The organism is Salinivibrio socompensis S35 (assembly GCF_000513715.1).
Classification (GTDB): domain Bacteria; phylum Pseudomonadota; class Gammaproteobacteria; order Enterobacterales; family Vibrionaceae; genus Salinivibrio; species Salinivibrio socompensis.
In genome coordinates, this window is the sequence record NZ_AQOD01000109.1 from 21992 (window position 1) to 28843 (window position 6852).

Genomic DNA, 6852 nt, shown 5'->3' on the forward strand with positions numbered 1-6852 from the left:
ACCAGGTGAGTGCGTTGTTCTCAACGTCTGAAGGGCTCACTTCGCCCGATGATTTGCCCCTTGTTTGGCAGCGAACATTGACCGATGAGGCGAAGGCACAGATGGAGAAAGCAGCTGACAGGCTTTGTCCTTCATCGTTGTCAGAACACCGCCTCTTCCAGCAATTGCCGTCAATGCTTCCCGAGCACGTCGATATTTTTATCGGCAATAGCTTGGCGATTCGTTTAGCGGACATCTGGTCGCAACTTGATACGTATCCTGTTTTTGCCAATCGCGGTGCGTCAGGGATTGATGGGTTATTTGCCTGTGCCGCTGGGGTTCAGCGATGTCGACATCAGCCTATGCTGGTGGTACTTGGCGATACGAGCGCGCTCTACGATCTTAATAGCCTTGCGCTATGGCGTGAAACGATGGCACCGGCCGCGATCCTTATCCTCAACAACAATGGCGGTGGCATTTTTGATTCCTTGCCAGTCGAGCCGCAGCTTTGTGACACCTATTATCGCATGCCGCACGATCTGCGCTTTGAACAGATTGCCGCACAATTTTCACTGAACTATCAGCAACCGACCTGTGAATCCGATCTCGCTGCTGCGCTCGCCCAAGCGTTGAGTACGCCGGGGGCGGATGTAATTGAAATGGTGACGCCTGCCGGTGAAGCCGGAAAAATCTTGACCGAGCAACTTGCCAACATGGCCGTGCAGGAGGGGTAATGTTGGCTTATCAGCAAGGTGGCAACGAGGAAGGCCGCAAGGTGGTTTTTCTGCACGGGTTGCTGGGAAGTGGTCAGGACTGGCAAGGCGTCACGTCTCGCTTAACAGATTGTCACTGGCTCTGTCTCGATTTACCCGGCCATGGTGACAGTGTTGATTGTCCGAGCGTTGATTTTGCCACCACTGTCGACGCGGTGCGTCAGATCTGTGACCAAGTGTGGGGCAACCAGTCGGCTTATGTAGTGGGGTATTCGCTTGGTGCGCGCATCGCGATGCATTTAGCCACCGCATATCCAGCGCGCTGGCAGGGCGTACTCCTCGAGGCTGGGCACCCAGGCCTCATGCATGCTCATGAACGTCACCAACGGCTGGTCCATGATCAAGCCTGGGCTCAGCGATTTGCGCATGAGCCGCTCTCTGCCGTATTAATCGATTGGTATCAGCAACCGGTGTTCCAATCTCTCGATGCCGCGCAGCGTACCAAGCTGATCAGAGTGCGTGGTAATAACCATGGGCCCGCCATTGCCACAATGCTTGATGCCACATCACTCGGACGACAAGCCGATCTGCGCCCGGCATTAGGTCATGCCTTTCGTCAAGGGTTAACTATTGACTACCTTTGTGGTGAGCAAGACCCTAAGTTCATTTCACTGGCTCATTCGCTCCAACGCGCCACGGGGATCCCGTTCTCCTTGATAAAAGGAGCGGGACATAACTGTCATTGGGCCAATCCGTCGCAGTTTGTGCAGGTGTTGTTAGATAAGTAACTTGTATTAAATTAAATATTTTTATATTCCAATTTTCGGGGATTTGTACCCCATCAGCTAATTAAGGGGAGAGCCATGGCTGTAACGCCGGGAATGACCGAACAAGAACTGTATGCACCCATTGACTGGATGCCGACTGAGCTAACTTTTAGCGATATTTTGTATCACAAATCCGCCGATGGCATTGCGCGTATCACCATCAATCGTCCGCAAGTGCGTAACGCATTCCGCCCCCAAACTGTGAAAGAAATGATGCAAGCGCTTGCCGATGCGCGTTATGACAGCCGTGTGGGCGTGATTATTTTGACGGGGCTCGGCGACAAAGCGTTTTGCTCTGGGGGGGATCAATCGGTACGCGGCGATTATGGCGGCTATCAAGACGATGAAGGCACGCATCACCTTAATGTGCTGGACTTTCAGCGTCAGATCCGTACCTGCCCCAAACCGGTGATTGCCGCGGTTGCGGGTTATGCCGTCGGCGGGGGTCATGTCCTGCATATGATGTGTGATCTCACCATTGCGGCAGATAACGCCCAGTTTGGTCAAACCGGACCCAAAGTGGGCAGTTTCGACGGCGGCTGGGGGGCCTCCTATATGGCGCGCATAGTGGGGCAGAAAAAAGCCCGTGAAATCTGGTTCCTTTGTCGTTTTTACAATGCGCAAGAAGCCTTGGATATGGGCTTAGTCAACACAGTGGTGCCCTTGGATGATCTCGAGCGAGAAACCGTACGTTGGTGTCGCGAGGTGCTGCAGCATAGCCCAATGGCATTGCGGTGTTTAAAAGCGGCACTCAATGCCGATTGCGATGGTCAAGCCGGGCTTCAAGAATTGGCCGGCAATGCCACCATGATGTTTTACATGACCGACGAAGGGCAAGAAGGGCGAAACGCCTTTAACGAGAAACGTCGCCCTGAATTTGATCGTTTCCCACGCAACCCATAGAGGTAATCATGAGACAGGCACGGATATATCAATACACCTTGCCGGTCACTGCCGGTCTATTTTTACGTGACCAGCGTTTAACCCAGCGTGAAGGCTTGGTGGTGGAATTAAGCGAAGGCGCACAACGCGGATGGGGCGAAATTGCGCCCTTGCCTGGATTTAGTCAGGAAACCTTCGCTGAGGCACGGCATGCGCTGATTGCCGCGACCGCTGTTTGGTGTGATCACCGTAATATCGCCATGCCCCAACTGCCGCCTTCGGTTGCATGGGGGTTAAGCATTGCCCAAGCCGAATTGGCGCAAAGCTTGCCCACACCATCTTCGTTTCAGACGGTGCCTGTGTGTACTGGAGACCCAGATGCGCTATTAGCCGCACTTGGACATGTGTCGGATGGCCCGCAGGCGGGGAGGGCATCCAATGAAGCTAAAGTCAAAGTGGGCGAGTATGAAGTGGCGCGTGATCGCTTAATGGTGACCACCTTGCTCGAGGCCATTCCCCACCTTCGGTTACGTCTAGATGCCAATCGTCGTTGGCGGCCTGAGCAACTGGAGGCCTTTTGGTGTGGTCTTAGCCAAGCGCATCAAGCGCGAATCTGCTGGATTGAAGAACCTTGCAGTGATCCGTATCAGTCTCTTGCTCAAGCGGAGGCATTAGGGTTGCCATTAGCGTGGGATGAAACCTTGCGAGACAGTGACGACACAGGGTTAAAAGAAAGTGATCATACTCGGACTTGGGTGATCAAACCGACGATGGTGGGCGATCTCGCGCAAGTGAGTCTATCAGTCACACGTGCGCACGCACTCGGTAAAACGGCGGTGATTAGCTCATCACTTGAAAGTAGCCTGGGGTTGACGCAATTATCACGCGTTGCCAGTTCGCTCACCCCTGACGTGGTGCCTGGACTCGATACCTTGGGCGTGTTTGAACAACAGCTGGATCGCACCTGGCCTGGCGCCAATCAGCTTGGTTCCACTTGACGATCAGCCGTTAATTTGGGTCAACACCTTGTGATGTCGTCCTGCTTTACGTTTAACACGTGGCCGTGGCGTTACTGGGCGGCTGACTCGCCTGATGCAATCGCTATAGATAGCGAGACACCCCTCACATGGCAGGCGTTGCGTGTTTTAGTCGATGCTCAACAGCGGACGTTCAATGATACGCCGATTGTGGTATTGAATAGCCACGATGCCCCGCAGTCTTTGGTCGTCACCCTGTTGGCGGCTTGGCAAGCCGGTAAACAAACCTTGGTGTTAAATCAGGCACTCAGTGTCGATGTACAAACGGCAGTGCTTGATAATCTGGGCCCTTTTCAATGGGCCCAAACCTACGACTCGGTGTCCGCCTCGCAATCGGCATGCAATACGGCGCTTGGCAAATCGATAGGCCGTTAACTCTTACCTTAACGTCAGGCTCGACGGGCGCGCCCAAAGCGGTGGTGCACGGCGCGCGTCAGCATCTTGCCAGTGCCGCCGGGCTGATAAAGCGGTTGCCGTTTACAGGCGTCCATGCCCCCCAAGGGACTGATCGTTGGCTGCTTTCTTTGCCGCTCTATCATGTCTCTGGTCTCGCCATTGTCTGGCGTTGGTTGTTCGCGGGGGCTGAGCTTGGCATTTACCCCTGTCGAGGTGAGCACTTAGTCAGTGCATTGAAGCGGGTGACCCATGCATCACTGGTCCCAACCCAGATCTATCGGGTCTTACCTGAATTGAAGGACAACACTGAACCCCGGCGTTTGGCCCATGTGCTATTAGGAGGGGCCGCGATCCCAACCGCCTTGACCCAAGACGCCGAAGCCATGGGCATTGCCTGCTGGTGTGGCTATGGCATGACAGAAACGGCATCGACTGTGACGTTAAAGCGTGCCGATGGGCTAGACGATGTCGGCGCGCCGCTGCCTTATCGTGATGTACGGATACGTGATGATGGTGAGATTGTTCATCGTGGTGAAACGTTAGCCTTGGGGTATTGGCAGGCTGGAAGCTTACACCCATTGGATGCCGAGCAAGGCCTTGCGTCGCGGGATCTCGGTCGCTGGGAGGCGCAACAGACGTTATCGGTACTGCGCCTGGTTGGACGTCTGGATAATCAATTTATTTGTGGCGGCGAGAATGTTCAACCTGAAGCGATCGAAGCGCACTTACAGAGTTTAAAAGGCGTGACTCAAGCGATGGTTGTTCCGATACGTGATAGTGAGTTCGGTCATCGCCCACTGGCCATTGTGCAGTGCGCGAGCCTTTTTCGCCCCGAGTATTGGCCGAGCATTGTGCCTCATTGGCACCGTATCAGCGCCCCGTACACTATCTTTGTTGGCCGGATACGCAACAAGACGGCCTGATCAAACCGTCTCGCCACGCGCTGACGCTATGGGCGCAAGCCGATATTAACCGTTAAGCGCTGTCTTCTTTTAGGCGGATCACTTCGCCACGCAAATAGTCAGCGCTTGCTTGTTCAGGCTCAACTGCCGGGCCTGCGGTCACGGTCACCTTAGACCAAAAGCGTTTTGGCCACTTCAACATCGCTTTGCCGCCATGGCGGCTGAAGTAACTGCCCCATAATCCCTGTAATGCAAGGGGTACCACGGGGACCGGTGAGCGTTGCAAAATCATGTCCATACCACGGCGGAACTGATCCACCTCTCCATCATAGGTGAGATGGCCTTCGGGGAAAATGAGCACCACCTCACCATTATCCAGGGCGCGTTGGATCTCATTCATCGCGGTACGAATGGTGCGGCCGCGATGACTAATGGGGATCACTTTTGAGGTGCGGAAAAACCAATGTAGCACCGGGATTTTGTATAAATCTTCAAACATCACAAAGCGTATGGGACGGTGGCACGCCCCCGCGAGCAAAGGGGCGTCCATATAACTGACATGATTACAAATCAGTAGTGCGCCCCCTTGGTCTGGAATATGGTGCAGATCTTTGTGCGTTACACGGTACAAGGTGTGCGTGATCATCCAGCTAAAAAAGCGCAGGGCAAAAATAGGCACTAGCTTACTGACGTAAAGCGCGACCACCAGATTGAGCAAGGTGAGCACGAGGAAGAATTCGGCAATCGAGAGCTCAACCACCACCAACAGGGTGATCCCAAGGATGGCACTCGCCACCATAAATAAAGCATTAAAGATATTGTTTGCGGCAATCACGCGGGCACGTGCAGCTTTATCGGCACGTTGCTGCATCAAGCTATACAGCGGCACAATAAAAATGCCACCAAAAACGCCAATCATCAGCAGATCAATAAACACCCAGGTTAACGCCGGATCGGTCACAAAGGCGAGCAAGTCAGCGTGAGGCGTTGGGTTGGCAGGCGTGGCAAAAAACAGATGTAGCCCAAAGACAGTTAAACCAATGCTGCCCAATGGCACAATACCCGGCTCGATTCGATGGCCAGAGAGTTTGTCACATAACAATGCGCCGACAGCGATCCCTATCGAAAATAACGTCAATAAAAACGAGACACCGGTTTCACTGCCACCGAGTAGCGCCGTGTATTTCGGGAACTGAGTGAGATAGCTGGCGCCTAAAAACCAAAACCAGCTTATTCCTAATATCGCTTGCAAGGTTACCTTGTCTTTACGTGCAAATCGCAATGTTTGTCGCATCAGTGACACGGGTTTATAGCGCAAGTTTAGCTCGGGGTTCCCCGCCGGTGCGGGTGGAATCGCATGCGCCGATATTACCCCCAGTAAAGCAAAGGCGAGCACAGCGATTCCTGCAATAAGATTAGAATCAGGATGATGGGCGATAAAACCCGCCAATAACGTGCCCAGTAAAATCGATAAAAAAGTTCCCGTCTCCACTAACGCATTACCAGAGACCAGCTCTTTATCACTCAAGGTTTGCGGTAAAAGCGCATATTTCACCGGACCGAAAAAGGCCGACTGGGTCCCCATTAAAAATAACAGTGCCAATAGGATGGTCCACGCTTGTAGGTACAGCGCGACGGCCGCACAAGACATGATCAGCACTTCTAGCCACTTTACCCGTCGCATAATCCACGCTTTGTCGTGTTTATCGGCAAGCTCACCGGCAAACGCTGAAAACAAGAAAAAGGGGAGAATGAACAGCCCTGCCGCGGCATTAATAAAAAGAGTGGCATCTATAGGGAGCTGATCCGCGGAGGCAAACGCGACCATGATGACCAACACGTTTTTATAAACGTTGTCGTTAAAGGCGCCCAGTGCCTGGGTAATAAAATAAGGCAAAAAGCGTCTCTCACGCAAAAGTTGAAACTGTTGGCTCATGAGTACATTGGTCCATTTAGCAGGGCAGTCAGCGCGTTATACTAGGGCGTGTTGATCTTTCGTGATTGTTTTTTGAACGGCATGATAAGGCGTTATAATCTCTTTCGCCAAAAACAAACTGTAACGCCATACCATGCCGAGACTCATGCTAACTGATAAGCGGTGACAAAGCTACATTAC

7 protein-coding genes are annotated in these 6852 nt (G+C 53.0%); 6 read left to right on the plus strand and 1 reads right to left on the minus strand.

Annotated elements, in window-relative coordinates; all coding sequences use genetic code 11:
- Positions 1-5: 5 nt before the first annotated feature.
- From DZ54_RS24245 to DZ54_RS21435, 6 genes are all read left to right on the plus strand, one after another.
- The gene (locus DZ54_RS24245; RefSeq protein ID WP_240473995.1) at positions 6-713 is read left to right on the plus strand and encodes a thiamine pyrophosphate-binding protein; all 708 of its coding nucleotides are present in this window, start codon (positions 6-8) and stop codon (positions 711-713) included.
- On the plus strand, positions 713-1480 hold the full coding sequence (menH, locus tag DZ54_RS21430) for a 2-succinyl-6-hydroxy-2,4-cyclohexadiene-1-carboxylate synthase (protein WP_037354446.1): 768 nt from the start codon (positions 713-715) through the stop codon (positions 1478-1480). Before DZ54_RS24245 ends, menH begins: the two co-directional genes overlap by 1 nt.
- Positions 1481-1555: 75 nt before the next feature.
- On the plus strand, positions 1556-2422 hold the full coding sequence (gene menB / locus DZ54_RS0112255) for a 1,4-dihydroxy-2-naphthoyl-CoA synthase (protein ID WP_025674380.1): 867 nt from the start codon (positions 1556-1558) through the stop codon (positions 2420-2422).
- An 8-nt stretch (positions 2423-2430) separates the two neighbouring features.
- Entirely contained in the window at positions 2431-3399 is a 969-nt protein-coding gene (gene menC / locus DZ54_RS0112260; protein WP_025674382.1) for an o-succinylbenzoate synthase, read from the plus strand.
- 15 nt (positions 3400-3414) lie between these two features.
- A complete protein-coding gene (locus DZ54_RS24875; protein WP_128080522.1) occupies positions 3415-3813 on the plus strand; it encodes a hypothetical protein in 399 nt (132 codons plus the stop codon).
- The gene (locus tag DZ54_RS21435; protein WP_164831592.1) at positions 3777-4757 is read left to right on the plus strand and encodes an AMP-binding protein; all 981 of its coding nucleotides are present in this window, start codon (positions 3777-3779) and stop codon (positions 4755-4757) included. The genes DZ54_RS24875 and DZ54_RS21435 overlap by 37 nt, the downstream gene beginning before the upstream one ends.
- Positions 4758-4809: 52 nt before the next feature.
- Here the strand turns inward: DZ54_RS21435 and DZ54_RS0112270 are convergent, their stop codons facing one another.
- A complete protein-coding gene (locus tag DZ54_RS0112270) occupies positions 4810-6672 on the minus strand; it encodes an MFS transporter (RefSeq protein WP_025674384.1) in 1863 nt (620 codons plus the stop codon).
- Positions 6673-6852 lie beyond the last annotated feature (180 nt).